The following is a 19,409-nucleotide window of genomic DNA, read 5'->3' as shown; positions in this document are numbered from 1 at the left end:
CAGCATGTCAATATTGAGGCGGCGCCGTTTTTTTGTGGTTTATATTCCGGACGGATGGCTTGCAAGGATTTTAGCATAGTGATAAACTGAATACCAAAGACTACCGGAAATGCCGGGAGAATATTACCGCAGTTTGCGGCGGTCCGGCCTTTGGCAGCAGCTGTGAAGGGACGGAACCGTTACATTCTGCCATAAAAAAGGAGGGCAAGTTAATTGAACAGGAAAAAAGCAGGGATGATAGCGGCGGCAGCAGCTCTGCCAGCGGCGGTAATGGCCGGCGGCGTGGCCTTTTTCTTCAATTATTCCGTTGTAAGAATGAAAAAAAAGAAGAAGAAAAAGAAAAAAGTGCCTGAACTTAAGGCCGGGCAGGGCCTGACCTTTGACTGCTTCCGTGATAAGATAGACGAAGGCATAGCCTGGTTTAAGGCTCAGCAGCCGGAAAAAATCACGCTCACAAGCTATGACGGGCTGAGGCTGTCAGCCTATCTGCTTCCGGCACAAATGGATAGCAATAAAGTTCTTTTGCTTATGCACGGCTACCGGGCGGACGGGTATTCCGATTTTGCGGGGCTGTTTAAATTTTACCATGACCAGGGGTATCATCTTCTGGTGCCCCACCAGAGAAGCCATGCGGACAGCGAAGGAAAATATATCTGTTTTGGCGTTAAGGAACGGTTTGACTGTAAGATGTGGGCGGAATACGCTGTGCGCCGTTTTGGAAAGGACTGCAATCTGTATATGTCAGGAATTTCCATGGGCAGTTCGACGGTGCTTATGGCCGTGGGACTGGGCCTGCCGGAGAATGTGAGGGGCATAATTGCGGACTGCGGCTTTACCAGCCCTTACGATATTTTCAGGCATGTGATGCAGCTTCAGTTTAAACTGCCGCTGTTTCCGCTGATGAACCTGACCGAGGCGGTGAACCGGAAGAAAGCGGGCTTTGGCTATAAGGATGTTTCCACGTTGGATATTTTGAAAAACTGCAGCATTCCGATTCTGTTTATCCATGGAGGAAAGGATGAGTTCGTGCCCACGCAGATGACGCTGGATAATTATTCTGCCTGCGCAGGGCCGAAGGAACTGCTTATTGTGCCGGAAGCGGCCCATGGAACCTCTAATTTTGTGGAGCCGGTGCGTTATCGTGAAACGGTTCTCAGATTTATGAAGAAATACGAAAAATAAGAGTGTGGTTATATGAGTGCACGACCGATCATTTTCCATATAGATGTTAACAGCGCCTTTTTAAGCTGGAGCGCGGCATACCGGCGCCATGTGCTGGGAGAGGAGCCTGACCTGAGGACGGTGCCGTCCATTGTGGGCGGCGACCAGGAGGCTCGCCATGGTATTGTGCTTGCCAAGAGCACGCCGGCCAAGAAATATGGGATTCAGACAGGGGAGCCGATAGTGGCAGCCCGGAAGAAATGCCCGAACCTGATCATTATCCCTCCGGATTTCCATCTGTATGTGGAAAATTCGAAGGCTCTGATATCGCTGCTGAAAAGCTATTCCGACCATGTGGTCCAGTACAGCATTGATGAAGCCTGGGCGGATTTTACCGGCTATGAGATGCTTTACGGGGATCCGGTGGAATTTGCCTGGAAGCTGAAGGATCAGATCCGGGAGGAACTGGGCTTCACCGTAAACATCGGTGTGTCCAGCAACCGCCTTTTGGCCAAAATGGCCGGGGATTTCAAAAAACCGGATTTGGTACATACCCTGTTCCCGGAGGAAATTGAAGAAAAAATGTGGCCGCTCCCGGTGGAAAGGCTGTTTCTGGTAGGAAAAGCAGCTGCGGACCGGCTGCACAGCCTGGGAATTTATACGATAGGAGATCTGGCCCGTTCGGATGTGGACGCTCTGAAGGCCCACATGAAAAAGCATGGCGAGGTTATCTGGAATTATGCATGGGGACGTGAGGAAGAGGACACACTGGAAGCAAAGGAAGGCAATAAGGCCTACGGAAACAGCATGACCACGCCTGTAAATGTTACGGATGTGAAGTACGCCAGACAGATCCTTTTATCCCTGTGTGAAACCGTGGGCATGCGCCTTCGGGCGGATCATGTGAAAATAAGCTGTGTGAGCATCACGCTTCGTACGTCAAATTTTGAAAACAGAAACAGGCAGATGCAGCTGAGCAGCGCAACGGATGTGACAGAGGAAATCTATGAGGCGGCCTGCCGTCTTTATGACGAGCTGTGGGATGGAAGGCCGCTGCGGCTGATTGGTGTATCCACCTCCCGGGTTTCCCATGAGGAATACCGTCAGTATAATCTGTTCGATATGGAAAAATACGACAAGCTGGAAAAATGTGACCGCGCCATTGACAGCATCCGCGCCAAATTCGGGGAGGATTCCGTCATGAGGGCAAGTTTTCTCAAAAGCAATGTTGCCCACACGGGACGCGGGCTGAATAAGGAGAAACGGGCTGAGGCAATTTCAGGCACGGACTGGGAGAAGGAAGAATGAGCTGTCAGGCAGAACGGGCGGCAGGAAGCGTCCGGGGAGAAAAAAAGTGATAAGATTTATGAAATCAAAATTCAGGAGAGGAATGCCTCAGGCAGCGGTACTGCTGGCAGTTTTGCTGGCGGTGCTGACGGTGGGCTGCGGAAATAATGCGGCGGCGCCGGAAATGACGGATCGGGGGAATAAGAAGAATCAGTCTGACGCAGAGGTAACGTCTGCTCCTGAAAAAGCAGGGAACAGAAAGCCGGAGCTGAAGGATATCGGCGGAGAGGAAATTATTTCAACCAGGCAGGAGATTCCCGCGGAACCGGCGGCAAAGGAAAGAAATGAAGAGAAGCTGCTGCCGGATAAGGAAGAAAAGCCTGCGGAGGAAGCGCCCGGGGATGAGGAAAACGCCGGGAACAGGGAGACGGCAGCTGAAAATGTGCAGGATACGGACAGGGAAGAAGCCGGAAACGGTCCCTGCCCGGAGGAAGACAGGCAGGATTCAGTAAAATCCGCCGCCCTGCAGGTGGAGGAACAGACAATCATTGTCCCCGGACTGAAAGGCGCCTACCGGTATCTGTTCCTTTCGGATACCCATATCATTACGCTGAACGGGGAAGAGACACAGCAGCAGCTGGAAAATGCGCTTCCCAGAAGAGATACGCTGTTTCTGGATGCACAGGGAAGAAAGCCTGAGGAAACCTTTCCGGACTGGATGGCATATGCCAATGAACAGAAGGTGGACGGCGTGCTGCTCGGCGGGGACATCATTGATTTCCCGTCTCAGTCCAATCTGGACTTTTTGGAAGAAAACCTGGGGAAACTGGAAATGCCCGTGCTCTATGTGCCGGGCAATCATGACTGGACCTATCCCTGGGAATATATGACGGAAAAAGGCAAAAACGAATATCTGACGGCCCTGGCCCCCTTTATGCGGGGTACGCCTGCGGCGCAGGTGCTGGAGAATGAGGAGCTTGTAATTTTAGGAGTGGATGACAGCAGCAACCAGATTGATCCCGCGGCGCTGGAGACGGTCAGAAAAGCGTTGGAGAAGGGCAAGCCGGTGATTATCCTCCAGCATGTGCCTTTTGCCGCGGAGAAGCTGGTGAGGGAGACTGCCCAGGTATGGAAGAATCCTGTTTCGCTGGGAATGGGGGCGGTGGGAGGCATTTACCCGAATGAAGCATCCCTGGAATATATGAAGCTTGTACTGGGAGACACAAGCCCGGTAAAGGCTGTCCTGGCCGGACATATCCATATGAGGGAGACGGATGTGGTGGCGGAAAACAGCGGAATTGTCCAGTATACGGCGCCGCCGGGGTATCTGGGGCAGGCAATTCTGCTTACGGTTACCGGGGATGCGCCGGAAGCCATTCGGGAACCTGCCGCGCAGGAGGAAAGTGCTGCGGATTACCTGCAATGATGCATCGCAACAATGAGCAAAAGGTCCGGAAGGCCGGCACAGTAAGTGCGCCGCCTGCCGGGCCTTTTAAAAAGCAATAAAAAAACCGGAACGAATAACCGTTCCGGTTTTTAAGCAGTGCAGGAAAAGAGACTTGAACTCTCATGGTATTGCTACCACACGGACCTGAACCGTGCGCGTCTGCCAATTCCGCCATTCCTGCGCGACAAAATGTATTTTATATGATCTGAGATAAAATGTCAATACATAATTCTTATTTTTTTTACAGAAAAAATAAAATTTTATAGATTGTCATAAGCTCTTTAACCTGATATAACAAAAGCATACCCTGCCGATTATTTCACTGAAAAGGGGAGAGGGGTAATGCTGTCTGTCATGAAAGGACGGCAGCTGGAAAATTATCAGAGAAAGCAAAGGAGCTTAGAAATGAAAGTCATGCATTCTGAATGGAGCGGCCGGATCCGGCATTGGATAAGGACGCTGAAGGACGATTTTTACGAACCGCTGGGAGAGTTCCGGTGGGAAGGACACAGGACGATGGAGCACATCAGTCCTGAGCAGGCGCTGGGGCTTGCGTTTGAGCAGGTACAGCCGGGATTCACATGGGGGAATACTTATGAATACTGCTGGTTCAGAAGCCGGATAGAGCTTCCTGGCCGGGCGGAGGGAAAAAGGATTGTAATGAATCTGAAGCCGGGCGGGGAATCCACCCTGTTCGTCAATGGACGTTCCTTCGGCACCTACAGGGCTGACTGGGTATCCGAACCCCATCATTACATGGAAGACAATACACTGACACGGTCGGGAAAAGCCGGAGAGAGCTATGAGGTGCTCATGGAGACCTATGCGGGGCATTATTATCCCGAATGCCCTGACGGAGGCTGCGCAACCGGCCCCGTGCTTCCCGGTTCCTTTGCGGATCCATTGAGGGAAGGGGCAAGAAGGACGCTGGGAGTATGCACCTATGGCATCTGGGATGAGGATGCCTACCAGCTGTACATGGACGTGGATACACTGGTCAAGCTGCTGGAAACTCTGGATGAGACCTCCCTGCGCGCGGCAAAAATCGCTAAGGCGCTGGAGCAGTTCACCCTGATTGTGGATTTTGAACAGGACAAGGAAAAAAGAACGGAAAGCTACCGGGCGGCCAGAGAAGCGCTGAAACCGGCGATGGAAGCTGTTAACGGTTCGACCATGCCTGTTTTTTACGCGGTGGGAAACGCCCATCTGGATCTGGCATGGCTGTGGCCCATGGCGGAAACCCACAGGAAAACCGAGCGTACCTTTGCGGCACAGCTCCGTCTTCTGGAGGAATATCCGGAATATAAATTCATCCAGAGCCAGCCGGCCTCTTATGAAATGTGCAGAAAATATTATCCGGAGCTGTTTGAACGGATTAAGGAAGCGATCCGCGCAGGACAGTGGATTGCGGACGGCGCCATGTGGGTGGAGCCGGATACCAACATGACCAGCGGCGAGTCCCTGGTCAGACAGCTGATTCATGGAAAACGTTATTATAAGGAAGAGCTGGGTGTGGACAGCCAGGTTCTCTGGCTGCCGGATACCTTTGGCTACACGGCGGCCCTTCCTCAGATCCTGCGCGGCTGCGGCGTAAAATACCTGGTTACCCAGAAGATATTCTGGTCCTATAATGAAGGGGATCAGTTCCCTTATCACTATTTTACATGGGAAGGCATGGACGGCTCCCGCGTGGATTCCTTCCTGCCCACCAGCTACACCTACCGCACGGACCCGAAAGAAATCAACCAGGTATGGAAAAACAGGACGCAGATCCAGGATCTGGATGCATTCCTCCTGCCCTTCGGCTACGGGGACGGAGGCGGCGGCCCGTCCAGGGATTACGTGGAATATGCACTGCGCCAGAAGGACCTGGAGGGCGGCGTGAAGGTGAAAATGGAAGGCCCCAGGGAATTCTTCGAGGAAATGCAGGAGCAGGGAGGCCCCGCCAACACCTATGTGGGAGAGCTTTATTTCAGCGCCCACCGCGGAACCTATACCTCCCAGGCCATGGTAAAGAAGAACAACAGAAGATGCGAGCTTGCATTGCGTGAAATGGAAATGTGGAGCTGCCTGGCGGCATCCAGGGGCTGGGAATATCCCCTTGAGAAAGCGGATGCGCTGTGGAAACAGCTGCTCCTGCATCAGTTCCACGACATCCTTCCCGGCTCCTCCATCGCGAGGGTTTATGTGGAGGCGGAAGAGGCCTTTACAGAGATACTTAAGGGAGCGGCGGACATTACCCAAAATGCAGCGAAGGCAGTTCTTGACGGCAGCGAAGACACAGTTACGGTATTCAACTCCCTGAGCTTTGGCAGGAAAGCGCTGGTAACGCTTCCGGAGGCCTTTGCAACGGGTGCAGAAACGGCAGACGGCCGGAAGATGCCTGTCCAGGTGATGGACGGAACGGTAAAGGCGCTGGTTGAACTTCCTTCCTGCGGCGCTGTTGCCCTGATTCCAGCCACGCAGCCTGCGGAACCGGAATACATAGCGGCTGTAACAGAAGAGAACCCTGCGGCATCCGTTACGGAAACAGAAGATGGCTTCCTGATGGAAAATACGCAAATCAGGGCCTGCGTAAACAGGTGCGGCGAGGTGATCTCCTTTATCCTTAAGGAATCCGGCAGGGAGTTTGCGGCAGAATCCATGAACCGTTTCCACCTGTATAAGGATGTCCCCCGCCTTTTTGACGCCTGGGATATTGATTCCAACTACCGTGAACAGGAAGTGGAAGCAGCTGTGGACGTGAAGGTGGAAATCCAGTCCCAGGGCCTGGAAGCCATCCTGAAGGTGACCGGCCGGATCAGCGAATCCTCTTATACACAGTATATCCGCCTGGCTGCGGATAGCAGAAGGCTGGTATTCGATACCGAGGTGGACTGGAAGGAGCTTCACCGTCTGTGGAAAACCGCATTCCCCGTACAGGTATATGCGGAAAATGGCATCAATGAAATGCAGTTTGGTTACGTGGAAAGACCTGCCCACCGTTCCAAAGCCTATGACAAGGATCGTTTTGAAGTGTGCAACCACCGCTACAGCGCGCTGTGTGACGGCTCCCACGGGGCGGCAGTACTGAACGACTGCAAGTATGGTATCAGCATGAACGGAAACAGCCTGGAGCTGACGCTGCTGCGTGCGCCTTCCGCGCCGGAAATGCGCGCGGACAACAGAGTACATCAGTTTACCTATGCGTTTACCGCCTGGGAAGGTTCCTTTACGGACTGCGATGTGGTGCGCCAGGGTTATGAGCTGAATGTCCCCGCGCTGACCATGCCCGGAGCCTGCGAGAGCTTCAGCCTGGCATCCATCGATAAGGAAAACATTATTCTGGATACCATGAAGCCTGCGGAGGACGGAAGCGGCGATATTATCCTCAGACTTTATGAATCCAAGAAAGCGGCGGTTACGGCAAGAGTTCATGTAGAACTGGAAGGCTGCCGCGCTTACCTGTGCGATATGCTGGAAAATGTGCAGGAAGAGGCTGTGATGGAAAACGGAGACATGCTGCTGGATTTCAGGGCCTTTGAGGTGAAGACCGTAAGACTTAAAAGAGCAGGGAAATAAAGTGCTATAGAGAAGAACCGAACGCGGCGGCCAGCTGGCCCCACGCTCGGTTCTTTCTACTGGTGGTTTTTCTGTGCATTCAGAAGTCTGTCCTGTGGGACATTTGATATCCGGCCCATCCGCTTGACAGCCATGTGGAAAAACTGAAATAGCATGCTTTTCGCTGGCCTAAATGCATAGATAATATGATTATGTTATAACTTCATAGGCAAAGAAATATGAATACTTAATCCATGTGGAATTGTATCTGCAAATTGGATTATTCCCTGATGTGCTTTCACAATTTGCATCACGATTTTAAGCCCCAGCCCATGTTCTGTTTCTCCCGTCTGTTTTTGCGTACTGGAAATATCTTTGCCGCTGTTCAATGCGTTTAATTGTGGCTCACTTATCCCATATCCATTGTCTGCCACAGAAAAAGTACACATTGCATCACAACTTCCCACTGACACCTGTATTGTGCATCCATCAGGATTATGAACGATACAGTTTCGTATCAGATTATTCAGCATCCGACTAAGTAAAGCCTGATCCCCGACAAGCGAGAGGTTTTTACCGGGAGTATCTTCCGACAACTCCAATTCATAAAGTTCTGATATTCCGTCATTCAATACTTCACTCACAACCTGACGGGCTAACTCTACCGGATCAATCTTTTGTTTTTGCAGGGGCTGTATTGAGTATTCCAGTTTTGTTGTCAAATTCAAATCTGCTACCAGGTTTTTTAATTTCTCACTGTACCTTCGGATAATCCCTGCCTGCTTTCTGGTAGCTTCCGGTAAAGATACCGTGTCCTCAATTTCACTTGCATATCCTAAAACAATGGAAAGAGGTGTTCGTATATCATGGGAAATCCCCCGGATCCACTCTGCACGTGTGTTGTCCTTTTTCAGCAGGTAATCCCCGGCTTTATTCAAACTGGCACTGATTTCTGCCAACTCCCCGCTTTCTTCCAGGCAGACAGGATTTCCGGCGGAGAGATGCCGTATGCCGTTCAAAATCGGCACCATAGCTTTTTCCACCCGATGAGCATTCCGGATAAAAAGATACAGCATTAAAAAAAAGTTAATACTGATAGCGGCCAATAGTCCAAACGCTATCGGCCCAACATACTGAGCTTTGATTGAAATGTAGTAATTCACTATGTCTTCCTGTGGAAAACCAACTACCAAAAGGCTATCCTGTCTGTTCCAAATATTAACCGGATAATCGTTTAGATACCAACGGCTGAACATGGCGACGTCCATAGATGAATAATGACGCGGCAGTTCTTCCGGCAGTTTTTCCTCCCAAACAACCATGCCATCCCCGTCTAAAATCATAGCCCAGGCATTTGCCTCATTTAGCATTTCTGTTACCTGCCCATCTCCCACAAATTGCCCATCTTCCAACACAATATGATTTGAAAGATTTTCAATAGGAAAATTTGAGTCTGCTACATTCTCCAAATAAGCAACTGCCAGATATGAGCCTATTAAAAGCATATTAACAACCAGAAAAAAGACCACAATGCCAATCGCAGAAAAGACATAGCGTCGGAAAAACCGTTCTGATACGTTCAAGTCTGTACCCCCTTTATATTCAGACGATATCCGATTCCTTTGATCGTCACAAGGGCAACTGGCTTTGAGGGATTTTCTTCAATCTTTTCTCTCAAATGCCGGATGTGAGTTGCCAATGTACTTTCATATCCCTGCCAGAAGTCGCCGCAAATGGCCTGACATAATGCGCCGGCAGTAACTATCCGGCCTGCGTTTTCATACAACTTTTCAAAAAGCTGAAACTCTTTGGCAGTCAATGTAATAACTCCCCCATTACGCTGAACTATTGCTTTTTCCAGATCAACAACAGCAGTGTCAAAAAACACCTTACGTTCTTTTTCAGGATAAACCCGATTTAATATGGCCTGTACACGAAGCAGCAATTCTTTAGGCAAGAATGGTTTAAGGAGATAATCGTCAGCACCATTTTCAAAGCCTGTAAATTTGTCCTCTGCTTCACCGTGGGCGGTTAGCATAAGGACAGGGACTTTGCTTACCTTTCGTATTTCCCTCAATGTGGTAAAACCGTCCATCCCCGGCATCATAACATCAAGAATCACCATATCCGGTTGTTTTTCTTTGCATATTTTTAATGCAGCTTCACCAGAGACTGCCGTCAACACCTGTGTAAATCCTGCCCTCTCAAAAATGGACTTCACCATTTCCAATAGCTCGGCTTCATCGTCCGCTATAAGAATCATTCTGTCATTCATAAAGCACCACCTTTTCTTTACTGCTCTAATTATACCGTAAGATAGGCTGATTGCCTATTCTGGCATTGAAATCTCAAAGTAAACTCAAGGTTGGCTTAAAGTTATCTCAAAGTTGGTGTGCTATGCTGATTGCGAAACCAAAAAGGAGGCGCAAGCTATATGAATGATTACATTATTGAAACGCATAATCTGACGAAAAAATACGGAAATCAGACTAGCGTTTCCCAGCTGAATATCCATGTAAAAAAGGGTCGTATCTATGGCCTACTGGGACGCAATGGCGCAGGCAAAACCACCACCATGCGGATGCTTGTGGGGCTGACGGCCCCCACTTCCGGCGAAGCTGTGGTTTTGGGCATGCCCTTTAAAGGCAACGAAAAGAAAATTCTTCCCCACATTGGCAGTCTGATCGAGTCACCGGGCTTTTATCCCAATTTGACTGGCACGGAAAATCTGAAAATATTTGCCGAGTTACGGGGCTTGAAGAACCCCAATTGCATCAAAGGCGCTTTGGAACTTGTCAATCTGCCTTACCGGGATAAAAAGTTATTTTCACAATATTCTCTCGGAATGAAACAGCGGTTGGCAATTGCGCTGGCAGTCATGCACAATCCGGAATTGCTGATTCTGGACGAGCCGATTAACGGCCTTGATCCCATCGGAATTGCAGAGGTACGCGATTTTATCCGGGAATTGTGTGATGCCGGCGGTAAAACCATTTTAATTTCCAGCCACATTCTTTCAGAAATTTCCCTGCTGGCGGATGATGTGGGGATTATCGGCCACGGCAGGCTGTTGGAGGAAGAAAGCCTGAAAGAATTGGAGGCTAAAAACGCCAAATATATTCATTTCTGCGTATCGGATGCGCAAAAAGCCGCGCAGGTAATTGCCGCTGCATTTCGGAGCAAGGACATTCAGCTTGCAGATGCCAATAATCTGTACCTCTATGATACAGCTCTTCCGGTAGCGAGGATAAACCGTTCTTTTATCGAGGCCGGCATTGATATTCAGGAAGCGCATCTTTGTGAGAATACTTTGGAGGATTACTTCAAGGAAATAACAGGAGGTGAGGGAATTGCTTAACTTGATAAGGTGCGAGTTTTGGAAACTGAAGAGAAAAAAGTTCGTGCAGCTGGTATTGGCAGCCTCTTTTTTGTTTCCCATCCCATTGACCGCCATTATCTATTATCTGAACATGGCACAGGATAAATACGTAACGAAAGCGGCAGCCTTTGATGCTCTTTGGCAATCCGTGATTGGTTTGGGCATGCTGCTGCTTCTCCCTTGTATCTTAGGTATTGTGGCAGCGATCCTTATTTTTATGGAACGGGACAACGATACCTTCAAGAACCTGCGGACAATTCCGATAACGAGTTTACAGATGATTGTCGTAAAGTGTATTGTACAGTTATTACTCAGTATCGTATTTTGTGTTTCATCAACTGTAGCATCTATTCTTTGCGGTTTTGTCTTTTTCGGAGTGACAGATATTTTGTTTAAGCTTCTGTTTTCTGCCATTTATGGGTTGTTGATTGCAATTAGCGCGCTGCCGCTTGTGCTTTTGATTATATTTTTCAGCCGCTCTTATATCTTTTCCATAATGCTTTGTGTGTTTTATAGTGTATTCAATCTTCTTTCCGCTTTTTCTATGACAGCGCTTCCGAAATGGCTTGTGCTTACTTTACCTACACCGAGCATTATGATGTGGGGAACAGAGCAAATGTCATCTCGTATTACAGTCAGCGACACAGAGGATTTGCAAAAGTTTGTTCAAATGGAGCTGGTTCCTTCCACGCCTCAGCTGATTGTAACCCTGGGCGCAATTGGAGCTGTTTCCCTTCTTCTGGCAGTCTGTCTTTACAAGAAAAGGAGTGAGTGAAATGGTGACAATCATAAAGACAGAGTTTGTAAAATTGAAAAGATACTTTATTATCTGGATCGGCGTTTCCCTTATGCTTCTTACAGTCTTGCTGACTTTGTTTACCACAATGGCCGATGACGGAATGGTATGGGATTTCCAGTTTCTTTTTGAACAGGTAGTTAAGAATTTTGTAACGATGATTTTTCCCATGTGTATCACATTGATTAGCGGATATATGATTTCCCGCGAATATACAGATGACACATTAAAAAATATTGAAACCTTACCAATTTCATTTCAGAAACTTTTAGCGGGCAAATTGATTGTCTCCGCAGTCCTGTCACTTTTTTAGGAGCAGTGTGCTTTGCGTTCACAGTCATTGCGAACTTCATCATGGGATATAATGGCTTTGCATTACTCCCTGCGATAACCGGGCTTGTGCAAATGACATTATTAGGCTTTTTTCTCTACTTAACAATGCTTCCAATCATTGTACTGACAAGCCGACAGAAAGGCAGCTTCCTTGTGGGTGTTATTGTGGCTTTTGTATATGGGTTTATAGGAATGTTTGCAAATGGAGCATTGCAATCTATTTATCCCGTTACTGCTGCCCTTGGTATAATCAATTATCGGGCTGGTGCAGAAGGCATTGCTTGGAACATTGGATTATGCTTCATTAGTGTTCTTACTATGTGCGCTGTCGGAATTGCTTTGATGTTTATTAAATCAAAACCGCAGGAAAAAGAAATTTGATGCCATCATCTCTGTAATTTTATATCAGCTTTTATAAAAACAGTAAGTGTTAAGTTTTTGGTTGATATTATTAAATGAGTATGTTATTATTATTTCGTCACACAGCAGTATCTATGCTGCTGCAGTATTCGGCCGTCCGGCCGTTCTTTCATTTCGGCGCTTCCCTTTCGAAGCAACAATCCGTAAATGGCAAAAACTTAATACCAGGAGGAATGTTTATGGAAAACAAGCTCAAAAATTATTTTCCGCTTATCAGGGAAAGAAAGGAGGTGTTGAAGGAAATCGGCGGGAACAGCGGATTACAGGCGTTGTACCAGAACTGGACGCCTGAATGGCAGGAAGAATTTCTGGATTTCTGCACAGGTATGAAGGGCGTAAAGATCCTCTATGATTCCTTTTTCAAGGAAATCATGAGTCCGGAATATACGCCTGACAGGCTGAACCGTTTTCTGTCCCTGCTGCTTGGGAAAAAGGTGGTAATCCGTCAGGTGCTGCCCAATGAGGGCGGAAGGATTGCAGTCGAAAGTACGCTGTTGGTTACGGATATCCTGGTGGAATTCGAGGACGGAAGCCTGGCGGATGTGGAGATTCAGAAGCTGGGCTACGCTTTCCCGGGAGAACGCAGCGCCTGTTATGCGGCGGATCTGCTGCTGAGACAGTATAAAAGGGCGCGGGATAAGAGAAACAGGGAAAAGGGGAAGTTCAGTTACAAAGACATCAAGAATATATATGTCATAGTTCTTTTCGAGAAAAGCCCTGTGGAATTCCATTCTATGGAGAAGGAATATCTGCATAAATCGGCCTGGAGCTTTGATACGGGGCTGGAACTGGATTTATTACAAAATTTTATCTTTATAACGCTTGACATATTTCAAAAAAACATGGAGAATAAAAGTATAGATAACGAGCTGGAGGCGTGGCTGATGTTTTACAGCACGCAGGATCCGGAACGGATAATCGAGCTGATAAATAAATACCCGATGTTCATACAGATGTATGGAGACGTATATGAAGTCTGCCGGAATGTGGAGAAGGTGATGGGAATGTTTTCGGAAGAGTTAAGAGAGTTGGATCGGAACACAGTGCAGTATATGATTGACGAGATGCAGGCAACAATAGATGCACAGGCTGCTGCATTGGAAGAAGAGAAAAAAAGGCACGAGGAAGAGAAAAAAAGATACGAGGAAGAGAAAAAAAGGCGTGAGAAAGAGAAAAAAAGGCATGAGGAAGAAATGCAGGAGCTGATTGCTGCGCAGGCAGTCTCACTTGAGAAGGCTTTGAAGCGAATAGAAGAACTGGAAAGGAAAAGTGGTTCTGAACCTGCAGAATAAGCCGAAGAAATGTTTGATGGAACCTGATATTTGCTGCTGAGCATTTTATATTATAAATGCTCAGTCGAACATGGAATTCCTCTTTCTTTTGTTGAAAAAACGTAAATAATAGCATCCAGACTCTGCGTGATATGCTGCCAACGCGGGTAGGGATGCTATTTTTTTAGTCAGTTAATGAACAGTATGGAGGAAGCGAATGTTACTTTTGAAGGAATGAAGCAGTAACAGTTTGGCCGAAGGCTGAACTGTTACATCAGCTTTTATAAAAATAATAGTTTCGACTGGTACTATTTTGTGATAAAGTTAATTCATAATTATAATATTATAATTTAACAGGGGGATTTAACCATGCAAAAGAAAATGAAGAAAGTAATATCAATTTTATTGGCCACTTTTATACTTACAACTTGTATTCCATTAGTTCCGGTGTTCAATACTGTATTAACTGTAGAAGCACACAGCGGCAGAACCGATGGCAGTGGGGGGCATCATGACTACAAGAATAAAAGTGGACTTGGCTCTTACCATTATCATTGTGGTGGGCACCCTGCCCATTTACATCCTAATGGTGTATGTACATATTCCGGCGCTTCTGCGGCGACATCCTCATCAAGCAAGAACATTCAGAAGACGGCTGTCCAGGATTCTGATGCCGCACTTAGGGCAAAATACAAAAGTGTCACAGATGATTTCAGCAATAAAAAGAAAAGTGGATATTTCAGGAATGATGTGCTGGCTATTATAAATCAATTTATAGCTGCTGATCCAAATGCTGCCGACGCATATATGCTTTCTTTAATGACTTCTGAAGAAAAAACAGATTTATTACCGCTCAATACCCAGGCAAAATCCGATATTTTCGATGGATTGATAGTACTGAGAGCATATGAGGTATTTTTAAGTCAGGTGGTTGCACAGGAGCAAGCGCAAGCAGCATTACAGCAGCAAACGATGGAAACACCGCCAGCAGCACTGCAACAGGAAAATACCAGCCAAGATGATCTGCTTTATAAATTGGTTTCCCAAACGCAGGCAAAATTAAATGAGCTGGGTTTTTATACAGGCGCAATAGATGGCATATTCGATAATGAAACACAGCAGGCATTAATTAATTTCCAAACGGCTTATGGGCTTATAATCGATGGGACTATTAATGAACAAGTTGTCGCAGCGTTGGGAATACAAATATAGTTAAAATTTAAAGATACAAAGTAGTGTGAAGTTAGAGCGTGGTTGAAAATTATACTTTTATAGGTTGGTGTGGTCTGGATGGAGAAACTGTAGGCAAGCTGCACATTTTTTACTCGATTGATAAAGCTTTCAGAAATAAGGGATATGCTACACAATGTGCTGAAAAACTCTTATCGTACGCTTTTGATGTAGCACAGGTGCCCTTTGTCAATGGAGGTTGCGATAAGAATAACATAGCATCATATCGGGTGATGGAAAAAATAGGTATGATTAAAGATTGTTATGATGAGAACGGTGATCCTTTGTTCTTTATTAGCAAAGAAATGTATCAAGAAATTTCAAATAATACAAACTGTCTGTAAATTATACCTCTTTATTATATCTGCTTTCGCTAGAAATAAGTTGTGTATATCTAATGAAAAAACATAAACAAGCTGAAACAAAAAAATGATATGGTCAGTATCCTATTTTTATGTATTAATTATTGGACCTTATAAAAAGGTTAATACTGAGATTAACTATAGCCATAGCCAGGTGCTGTGTTTTCCTGGCCAGGCCTTTAAAAAAGTTATTGTTCAGGAGAAAAAAGAGACAGTGCTTGCGGTCTATGACTTATAAGGCTGTCTCTTTGTATTTTTTTCTGTGTCTGATTGGTGTCCCGGCGACCGCAAAACAGTGGATAAAAACGATGTATGAGACCTGCAGCAAAATTACTGGGGGCTCTGCCCGGATACCTATAGCTCAAAAGTATAATGCATAATTTCGTCCGCAAGCAACTCCATATAATCCTTCTTTTGCCGTGCTGTGCCGACGCAGAGTATGTCCCTTGAAACTCTGTCGGTAATCATGTAAAGCATTCTGGCTCTGATATAAAAATCCTCCTGTCTATCCGGATACCGCTTTTTTAAGAAATTTTCCATCATGGAGATTAGACATTCTTCTGTTTCAGAAAGGATGGACCGTACCCGCTCATTTTCTTTGGCAATCACTGCAGAATCCTCAAAAAACTTATTTGTGCCATATAAACGTTCCAGAAGCTGTTTTAAATAAGTCAGCAGAAATTCCCTGCAGTACGTATTATGCTGGATAAGTGAAGTTGGCCGGAGATTTAAAAGAAATATGGTGTTATTACCTGTCTTGACGAAAAACAGTTGGATTTATTTCCTGGGATCCGACAAACCGCCCGGACTATGTTAAAAATGGACATAATGGAATACGTATTGATTATAAAGGAAAAGGCTTTGGAAAGAAGCAGCTCCGGGAGTCAGTTAAAGTAAGGTATTCCTCACATACGTATTTGAAAAAATGTGTGGAAGGAATAGACATCGGCCTTCAGGGAAAAATACATGATAATCAATAGCTAAAATTAAAGTTCTACCTTTATTGTGACTTATACATAAATATAATAATATATTAGTATAAGTTACAAATAAGGGAGAGAAGGATGGAACAAAGAGAAATTATGGAAAAATTATCGCTGACACCAGATAGTATTTTTACAGCAGCACAGGCAAGAGCGGCGGGAATTCATTCGGAATATTTAACAAATATGGTAAAAAGCGGTGAGCTGGAAAAAGTTGCTTATGGTATTTATGCATTCTCGGAGGAGCTGTACGATGAATTATATACTTTACAGAGACGTAAAGATAAGGTTATTTATTCCCACGAGACAGCCTTGTATCTTCATGATTTGACAGATAGAGAACCCTTTGTCCTTAGCGTGACGGTTCCCACAGGTTATCATTCACATACTTTATTCAGAGACAGTATCTGTGTTCATAACATCAGAAAAGACCTGTTGTTCATGGGGATTACAGAGTTAAAAACAACGTGGGGAAATCCTGTAAAAGTCTATGATATGGAACGGACACTTTGTGATATGGTAAAGGATAAGAAAAATCAGGATATTGCGGTTGTAACTGATGCTTTGAAACGTTATGTAAAGAGAAAAGATAAAAATCTGAAAAATCTGATGGAGTATGCAGGAAAGTTAAAAGTTGGAGAACAGATGAGATTTTATATGGAGGTACTTATTTGAAAACATCAACACAATTAAAGGCGAAAGTCCGAAATCTGGCAGTACAAAACGGATTAAAGCCTGAAGTGATACTGCGTAATTTCTTCCTGGAGCGTTTCCTGGAAAGAATTGCAGTATCTCCGTATCGTGACAAATTTATACTGAAAGGTGGCATGCTGATTGGTTCCATCGCAGGCTTATATAACAGGACTACGATGGACTGCGATACTACAATAGCAGGATTCTCGTTATCCAAAGAAAATCTGCATATCATATTGATGGAGATTATGGAAAGTAATATAGAAGATAATGTGGAAATGCATCTGATTTCAATTGATGATATACATGAAGATTTTGACTATCCTGGCCTGCGGGCCGTTATTAGTGCGCAATTGGATAAAACGAAGCAGACAATAAAAATTGATATTACTACAGGTGATGTGATTACACCGGCAGAGATTGAATACCCATTCCAACTGATGTTTGAGGATAGAAAGATTAATGTTCTGGCTTATAATCTGGAAACAGTGCTTGCAGAAAAACTGGAAACCATTTTGTCTCGGAATGTGGTAAATACACGTATGCGGGATTATTACGATGTATGGCTGCTGTCAAATCTGAAGAAGTCATGTATTGAAATCCCAGTGCTTAATTTGGCCTTTACCGGAACTGCCCAAAAAAGGAGTACATATCATGAACTTTTTAAAAAATGGTGATAGTTATATGGATGCTGTCTGTAAAGATATCCAGTTAAAAGATTTGTGGAATTCCTATAGAAAAAAGAATCCTTATGTTGGAGAGTTAGATTTTGAAGAAGTCATGATAAGTGTGCATTCTTTGTGGACAAAAATTCGACAGATTAGCAGGAACGAGATACATGGTAAAATAATATAAGAATGTATAAGACAATGCATAAGGTAAGAAAAACATATGTATCAGCATTATTACATAACGGAGTGATTATAAGCATTGTTAAGGATATGCATGGGACATGCCGATGGAGCAATCCACTTGCGTCAGTATATTTATAATATTAAAAACGATGAAGATACAGATGATTTAGTACGGATTGCTCTTTCAGGCAATAAGAACATAGAAATAGGGAACCAAATAAAAATCGTAATATGATTAATGTAATTGTTTTTTGAATAAAAAAACGAGAAACTTTGATTTTATCAAAGTTTCTCATTAACAACTTTATAGTGCGGAAGATGGGACTTGAACCCACACGAGCGCATTGCCCACAAGATCCTTAGTCTTGCTCGTCTGCCAGTTCCGACACTTCCGCATGCCTGCATCAGAACGTGTTCCGTGCTGCAAGAGATATATTACCATCTTAAGAAGAATACGTCAAGACACTTTTTTCATTTTTTTAAATATTTTTGTAAGACATTTTTGGGAGTGGTATTTTACGGCAGGGCTTCATACATCTTTTATTGTCCACACCCCGCAATTGATGCGGCTTCATCGCAAAGTTTAATTGCGATTATAAGGAGCAAAGAAGTATAATAAAGTTGAAACCATCTTTTTCAACTATATGTGAAATCATTTTATCAATGTTGTATTTATTTGTTAAAGCTGCTTTATATTCCAATAAAAGATTATTCATGTAAATTCATAACTTAATTATGTGGTTGCCAAAGCAGCTATAGCACTGGCAAAAGCGGTAGCAATACAAGCGGAAAAGTATGGGTTTATGAATATAAAAGGCATTTAGGGATTTTGGTGAAAAACTGTTCGGCCCAAGAAAACAATACAGGCATGAAATAATGTTTATGGAGGTTAAGCAAAGTGGACAACAAACCATACTATTATGCATACGAAAACAGATATCAGAAAATATTTGAAGCAGGCATTGAACATTGGGGGCATACTCCTGATGATGAAATCCTTTTTGCTGCCCTGAATCAACAGCTGAAATCTTGATTCCTCTTGTGCCCGCGAGGGCAAACGACCGAGACGGTTATACTGCTGAAATGCAGGCCGCAGGATTTATAGTAGAGGAATTTGTGGAAATGGATGTAAACGAACACTGTCCGTATTCAGCCAGTATTTTTGTAAGAAAGCCCTGAGAGTAGCTGGGGTACTTTGAGGAATGCCTCATTCGTAGCCACACAGCCAATTTATACGGGCTGGGAAAGGGGAAAAAGTGCCATAGATTATTAGAGTTCCTTTTGAAATATTATCAGGATAAAATACCGTAAAAAATTTAAAAAATTTTTATGCAAAAAAATTATTTTAATGTATTGACATTTTATCTCAGATCATATAAAATACATTTTGTCGCGCAGGAATGGCGGAATTGGCAGACGCGCACGGTTCAGGTCCGTGTGGTAGTAATACCATGAGAGTTCAAGTCTCTTTTCCTGCACTGAATGATAGAACGGAAAGTTTGAAGAAGACTTTCCGTTTTTTCTTGTTTAAAACTCCTGCCAGATGAGCTGTACATCGGTGCTTCAATGCTCCGGCACTATTTATGGCTGTATTGCAGTAATACGGCATCAACTTCTCTGAAGCGGCAATACATTTGGCGGAGAATGCTTTTA

Annotated in this window: 15 protein-coding genes, 3 tRNA genes and 1 pseudogene; 15 read left to right on the top strand and 4 right to left on the bottom strand. The window is 45.0% G+C overall.

What is annotated here, in order from left to right; translation table 11 throughout:
* Positions 1 to 213 precede the first annotated feature (213 nt).
* The 3 genes from DXC51_RS12380 to DXC51_RS12370 are packed head-to-tail and all read left to right on the top strand — an operon-like array spanning position 214 to position 3,874.
* Positions 214 to 1,182 (top strand): alpha/beta hydrolase, encoded by a 969-nt coding sequence (locus tag DXC51_RS12380; RefSeq protein ID WP_117544696.1) that lies wholly within the window; start codon positions 214 to 216, stop codon positions 1,180 to 1,182.
* A gap of 12 nt (positions 1,183 to 1,194) precedes the next feature.
* A complete protein-coding gene (locus DXC51_RS12375) occupies positions 1,195 to 2,469 on the top strand; it encodes a DNA polymerase Y family protein (RefSeq protein WP_117544695.1) in 1,275 nt (424 codons plus the stop codon).
* 46 nt (positions 2,470 to 2,515) lie between these two features.
* Entirely contained in the window at positions 2,516 to 3,874 is a 1,359-nt protein-coding gene (locus DXC51_RS12370) for a metallophosphoesterase family protein (RefSeq protein ID WP_147332363.1), read from the top strand.
* 118 nt (positions 3,875 to 3,992) lie between these two features.
* Here DXC51_RS12370 and DXC51_RS12365 read toward each other — a convergent pair.
* Positions 3,993 to 4,076: transfer RNA gene (locus DXC51_RS12365), tRNA-Leu, on the bottom strand.
* A 224-nt stretch (positions 4,077 to 4,300) separates the two neighbouring features.
* On the opposite strand from DXC51_RS12365, the gene DXC51_RS12360 reads away from it, so the two are divergent.
* A complete protein-coding gene (locus DXC51_RS12360; RefSeq protein ID WP_117544737.1) occupies positions 4,301 to 7,456 on the top strand; it encodes an alpha-mannosidase in 3,156 nt (1,051 codons plus the stop codon).
* 194 nt (positions 7,457 to 7,650) lie between these two features.
* Here DXC51_RS12360 and DXC51_RS12355 read toward each other — a convergent pair whose 3' ends face one another.
* Both DXC51_RS12355 and DXC51_RS12350 read right to left on the bottom strand, forming a co-directional pair.
* Positions 7,651 to 9,018, bottom strand: a complete 1,368-nt coding sequence (locus tag DXC51_RS12355) for a sensor histidine kinase (RefSeq protein WP_117544693.1) — start codon at positions 9,016 to 9,018, stop codon at positions 7,651 to 7,653.
* Positions 9,015 to 9,710 (bottom strand): response regulator transcription factor, encoded by a 696-nt coding sequence (locus DXC51_RS12350; protein ID WP_117544692.1) that lies wholly within the window; start codon positions 9,708 to 9,710, stop codon positions 9,015 to 9,017. The genes DXC51_RS12355 and DXC51_RS12350 overlap by 4 nt, the downstream gene beginning before the upstream one ends.
* 159 nt (positions 9,711 to 9,869) lie before the next feature.
* Here DXC51_RS12350 and DXC51_RS12345 point away from each other — a divergent pair, with 159 nt between their 5' ends.
* The 9 genes and pseudogenes from DXC51_RS12345 (at position 9,870) to DXC51_RS12300 (ending at position 17,757) form a co-directional block, all read left to right on the top strand.
* Complete coding sequence (locus DXC51_RS12345; RefSeq protein WP_117544691.1) at positions 9,870 to 10,793, top strand: ABC transporter ATP-binding protein; 924 nt, start codon at positions 9,870 to 9,872, stop codon at positions 10,791 to 10,793.
* Positions 10,786 to 11,589: an ABC transporter permease gene (locus DXC51_RS12340; RefSeq protein WP_117544690.1), complete on the top strand. Its 804-nt coding sequence runs from the start codon at positions 10,786 to 10,788 to the stop codon at positions 11,587 to 11,589. Before DXC51_RS12345 ends, DXC51_RS12340 begins: the two co-directional genes overlap by 8 nt.
* Position 11,590: 1 nt before the next feature.
* A pseudogene (locus DXC51_RS12335) lies at positions 11,591 to 12,324 on the top strand (ABC transporter permease).
* Positions 12,325 to 12,542: 218 nt separating this feature from the next.
* Entirely contained in the window at positions 12,543 to 13,655 is a 1,113-nt protein-coding gene (locus DXC51_RS12330; RefSeq protein ID WP_117544689.1) for a PD-(D/E)XK nuclease family transposase, read from the top strand.
* Between the two features lie 348 nt (positions 13,656 to 14,003).
* On the top strand, positions 14,004 to 14,846 hold the full coding sequence (locus DXC51_RS12325) for a peptidoglycan-binding protein (RefSeq protein ID WP_117544688.1): 843 nt from the start codon (positions 14,004 to 14,006) through the stop codon (positions 14,844 to 14,846).
* Positions 14,847 to 14,884: 38 nt separating this feature from the next.
* Positions 14,885 to 15,208 carry a GNAT family N-acetyltransferase gene (locus tag DXC51_RS12320; protein WP_117544687.1) on the top strand — a complete coding sequence of 108 codons (324 nt, stop codon included), beginning with the start codon at positions 14,885 to 14,887 and terminating at the stop codon, positions 15,206 to 15,208.
* 1,082 nt (positions 15,209 to 16,290) lie between these two features.
* Positions 16,291 to 16,884 carry a type IV toxin-antitoxin system AbiEi family antitoxin domain-containing protein gene (locus DXC51_RS12310; RefSeq protein WP_025491346.1) on the top strand — a complete coding sequence of 198 codons (594 nt, stop codon included), beginning with the start codon at positions 16,291 to 16,293 and terminating at the stop codon, positions 16,882 to 16,884.
* Complete coding sequence (locus DXC51_RS12305; protein WP_181970100.1) at positions 16,881 to 17,579, top strand: nucleotidyl transferase AbiEii/AbiGii toxin family protein; 699 nt, start codon at positions 16,881 to 16,883, stop codon at positions 17,577 to 17,579. Before DXC51_RS12310 ends, DXC51_RS12305 begins: the two co-directional genes overlap by 4 nt.
* Positions 17,557 to 17,757, top strand: coding sequence for a hypothetical protein (locus tag DXC51_RS12300; protein WP_117544684.1), 201 nt, complete (start codon positions 17,557 to 17,559; stop codon positions 17,755 to 17,757). Before DXC51_RS12305 ends, DXC51_RS12300 begins: the two co-directional genes overlap by 23 nt.
* 309 nt (positions 17,758 to 18,066) lie before the next feature.
* On the opposite strand, the gene DXC51_RS12295 is transcribed toward DXC51_RS12300, so the two are convergent.
* Positions 18,067 to 18,151: transfer RNA gene (locus DXC51_RS12295), tRNA-Leu, on the bottom strand.
* 503 nt (positions 18,152 to 18,654) lie between these two features.
* Here DXC51_RS12295 and DXC51_RS30270 point away from each other — a divergent pair.
* Positions 18,655 to 18,789, top strand: a complete 135-nt coding sequence (locus tag DXC51_RS30270) for a hypothetical protein (protein ID WP_270493536.1) — start codon at positions 18,655 to 18,657, stop codon at positions 18,787 to 18,789.
* A 361-nt stretch (positions 18,790 to 19,150) separates the two neighbouring features.
* Positions 19,151 to 19,234, top strand: a tRNA-Leu gene (locus tag DXC51_RS12290).
* Positions 19,235 to 19,409: the final 175 nt, after the last annotated feature.

It is taken from the genome of Eisenbergiella massiliensis (genome assembly GCF_003435485.1).
The sequence above is the reverse complement of the archived record's forward strand: the minus strand, read 5'-3'. Positions and strand labels throughout refer to the sequence as shown.

Bases quoted from the DNA above. Each gene is read 5' to 3' on its own strand.
- DXC51_RS12330 (WP_117544689.1), top strand. From the start codon at position 12,543: ATGGAAAACAAGCTCAAAAATTATTTTCCGCTTATCAGGGAAAGAAAG.
- DXC51_RS12300 (WP_117544684.1), top strand. From the start codon at position 17,557: ATGAACTTTTTAAAAAATGGTGATAGTTATATGGATGCTGTCTGTAAA.
- DXC51_RS12360 (WP_117544737.1), top strand. From the start codon at position 4,301: ATGAAAGTCATGCATTCTGAATGGAGCGGCCGGATCCGGCATTGGATA.
- DXC51_RS12350 (WP_117544692.1), bottom strand. From the start codon at position 9,710: ATGAATGACAGAATGATTCTTATAGCGGACGATGAAGCCGAGCTATTG.
- DXC51_RS12345 (WP_117544691.1), top strand. From the start codon at position 9,870: ATGAATGATTACATTATTGAAACGCATAATCTGACGAAAAAATACGGA.
- DXC51_RS12375 (WP_117544695.1), top strand. From the start codon at position 1,195: ATGAGTGCACGACCGATCATTTTCCATATAGATGTTAACAGCGCCTTT.
- DXC51_RS12310 (WP_025491346.1), top strand. From the start codon at position 16,291: ATGGAACAAAGAGAAATTATGGAAAAATTATCGCTGACACCAGATAGT.
- DXC51_RS12325 (WP_117544688.1), top strand. From the start codon at position 14,004: ATGCAAAAGAAAATGAAGAAAGTAATATCAATTTTATTGGCCACTTTT.